The sequence below is a fragment of the Thermus sp. genome (assembly GCF_040290245.1).
Classification (GTDB): Bacteria; Deinococcota; Deinococci; order Deinococcales; family Thermaceae; genus Thermus_A.
Genome location: NZ_PSMQ01000103.1, coordinates 1 through 3012 on the forward strand (window position 1 = coordinate 1; position 3012 = coordinate 3012).

General features: G+C 66.8%; 4 protein-coding genes. 2 read left to right on the top strand and 2 right to left on the bottom strand.

Going from position 1 to position 3012, the window contains the following annotated elements; translation table 11 throughout:
- On the top strand, window positions 1–376 hold a 376-nt coding region (locus tag C4301_RS09640; protein ID WP_503012425.1), incomplete at its 5' end, for a Rossmann-fold NAD(P)-binding domain-containing protein.
- 118 nt (window positions 377–494) lie between these two features.
- On the opposite strand, the gene C4301_RS09645 is transcribed toward C4301_RS09640, so the two are convergent.
- Window positions 495–1559: a zinc-dependent alcohol dehydrogenase gene (locus C4301_RS09645; protein ID WP_352414855.1), complete on the bottom strand. Its 1065-nt coding sequence runs from the start codon at window positions 1557–1559 to the stop codon at window positions 495–497.
- Window positions 1556–2611, bottom strand: a complete 1056-nt coding sequence (locus C4301_RS09650; RefSeq protein WP_352414856.1) for a class II aldolase/adducin family protein — start codon at window positions 2609–2611, stop codon at window positions 1556–1558. Before C4301_RS09650 ends, C4301_RS09645 begins: the two co-directional genes overlap by 4 nt.
- A gap of 31 nt (window positions 2612–2642) precedes the next feature.
- On the opposite strand from C4301_RS09650, the gene C4301_RS09655 reads away from it, so the two are divergent.
- A partial coding sequence (locus C4301_RS09655) for a P1 family peptidase (RefSeq protein WP_352414857.1) occupies window positions 2643–3012 on the top strand: 370 nt, incomplete at its 3' end.

The window sequence follows — 3012 nt, forward strand, 5'->3', positions numbered from 1 at the left end:
GGAGGGGGAGACGGTGCCAGGAGAGGTCCGGTTCGTCGTCACCGCCACCACAAGCCCCACCCCGGTCCTGCCCGAGCGCCTGCCCACCCCCCTTTTCATCAGCGCGGTGGGAAGCTTCCGCCCCTGGGAGCGGGAGGTCCCCGAGGGGGTGATGAAGAGGGCGGCCGTCTTTTGCGACACCCCGGATGCCCTCCAGGAGGCGGGGGAGCTTCAGGGCTTAGAAGGGGTCCTCCCCCTCAGGGAGGCCCTTCTCGAGCCGCCCCGGGCGGAGCTTGTGGTTTTTAAAAGCGTAGGCCACGCCCTTTTTGACCTGGCGGCGGTGCGGGCCCTTGCGGAAAGTCTCTTTCCGGGTCTTGGGGAGGGGTCTTTGACCTGAGGCCTGGCCTAGGTGTTTGCAGTCCATCTGGAACCCTTTGGGGAGACCGGCCTCCAGAGATGGCCGAACTGGGCGTTTTGGTTCGGCGCCTGGAGCGGTCCGTGGGTTTTTTTAACCTTTAAGGCCGGAACACCGCCTTGCCCCGGGCGGCGAGGGCCTCCTTCCACCCCTCGAGGGGGAAGATGCCCCCGATGAGGGCCTCGAGGCCCTCCGCCTCCTTGAGGAGCTCCACCGCCTGTTTGAACTCCTCCTCCCGGTAGGTATAGCTTCCCAAGACCCCCACCTCACGAAACCACAGGGGGGAGAGGTCCACCACCTCCACCCCGGGTGCCCCCAGGAGGAGGACCCGGCCCCCCTCCTGGGCCCAGGCCAGGGCCTGGCGGAACCCCCTGCCCGAGCCCGAGGCCTCGATCACCGCCTCGTACCCCCCCCGGTAGGCGGTGAAGCCATAGGCCCTGTAGGCCCGCCCCTTTGGAGCCTCCACCCCCTCGGCCCCAAAGGCGCGGGCCAGCTCCGCCTGGTGGGGGTACTTGGCCAGGGCGTAGATCTTTCCCCCATACCCCAAAAGCCCAAGGGCCCGCACGGCCAGGAGGCCGATCGTTCCCATCCCTACGATGAGGACCTCCCGGGGCCAGGGCCTGAGCTTCCCCAGGCCCCGGAGGACCACCGCCAGGGGCTCGGCCAGGACCGCCCGCGCATCCGGGACCCCATCGGGCACAGGGAAGAGCCGCTCGGGCCGGGCCAGGGTGTACGCCCCCCATCCTCCGGGCAGGTCCCGGTTGAAGCCCAGCATCCCAGGCGCAAGCTCCCCCTTGGCCACGTTTTCGCAAAGCCCCTCCTCCCCTTCCTGGCACCTGGGGCAAAGGGGAAGCCCCCGGTCCTTGCAGGCGAGGAGGGGGTTGACCGCCACCCTTGTCCCATCCACCTCCCCCAGGATCTCGTGCCCAAGCACGGCGGGGAAGGAGAAGAAGGGGGCGAGAAAAGGGGAGTTTTTCCCGTAAAGAAGCCCCAGATCCGAGCCGCAGACCCCGCTTAGACGCACCTTTACCCGGAGGAAGCCCGGCTTTTCGGGAAGGGGATGGTCCACGAGGCTCAGGGGAAGGAGCCCTTTGGGAAAGCGCTTGCCCAGAACCCTGGCCGCGAAAAACCGGGGTAGGGAGGGGGTATAAAGGAGGGCTCTCATACCATGGGCACCGTACGGAGGAGCCTGCCCTCTATCCTTTCCAGGATCTCCTCCATGCTTCTTCCGGTGATGGTGAGGCCGTGGTTCCTAAGGCCCACCACCGCCCGGGCTGGGTCCTTGGCCTGGCGGACCTTTTCCGCCACCGCCTGGGCGAGCTCCCAGGTGCCGCAGGGGTAGTTGAAGGGGGTGGCCTCCACCCCCTCCATCCAGGCGTGGACGTGGAGGATCGCCCCCACCTGGGGGTGCTCCCGGTAGATCATCCAGTGCTCGATGGCGTCCACGCTCACCCGACGGGGCTCCACCTGGGGGGGGACGGAGAGGACGATGGCGTTTTCCACAGGGTCGTAGTCCTTGACCATCAGGATGTCCCGGCCGATCTCCTTGAGGTTGGCCTTGTCCACCCCGCTTGCGGACATCCAGAAGCGCTTCTCGTCCTTCCTGACCGAGAGGTTTCCATACGAAAGCCCTCCGATCCCGTAAAGGCGCTTGACGTGCCGGAGGTCCTCCGGCGGGAGGATCTCCTCGATGGGGAAGGGGGCGGGAAGGAGGTCCCACGCCTTGAGCTTCCTGCCGGCCTCGGCCAGGCTTCGGGTGAGTGCGTCCCCCTCCCAGAGCTCGGGCTCGAGGTCCGGCTCAAACCGGTTCTTGATCACCAGGCGGCTACAGGCCAGGGGATAGATGCGGTCCGCCACCCGGCGGAGGAAGCCCTCGCCCTCGGGTTCGTCGTAATGGCCGAGCTCCAGGGTGAGGAACTTGGCCCCCTGGCCAGGGACGTAGGCCACGAGCTGGTTGGAGAGGGCGCGGACCAGGTAGGGGTAGAGGGCCTGGATGGGGTTTTCCGGGAAGGCCTCGAGCTCCAAGAAGGAGACCACAAAGGTGCCCTGGCTTTTCCTGCGGTAGGGTTTGGGTTCCTCCTTGCGGAGGAGGTTGAAGACCAGGTCTGGAACCTCTCCTTCCAGGATATACCCGCGGGCCTGGAATTCCTCTAAAAGTCCTGGTAGAAGGCGTTCTAGGCCAGGCGTGCCCTCACCGTGGATGCGCAAGACGGGCATGCTTCACCTCCTTGCCCCTTAGTATAAGGCCATGGAACCCGGGCAGAAGAACGCCCTGACGGACGTGGAGGATCTCGAGGTGGGGCTTTGGAGCGACCCGGAGGCGGCCACGGGGTGCGCGGTGGTCCTGGTCCGAAAAGGGGCGGTGGCCGGGGCCAGCCTGGCGGGGCACGCGCCGGGAAGCCGGGAGACGGATCTCCTTCGCTCCGAGGCCTTGGTTCAGGAGGTCCAGGCGGTCTTTCTCACCGGGGGAAGCGCCTTCGGCCTGGCGGTGGGCGAGGGGGTGGTGCGGTTTTTGAAGGAAAAGGGTCTGGGGTTTCCCGTGGGCCAAGGGGTGGTGCCCATCGTTTCTGGGGCGGTGCTTTTTGACCTCTTCCGGGGACGGAAAAACCGCCCTCCCG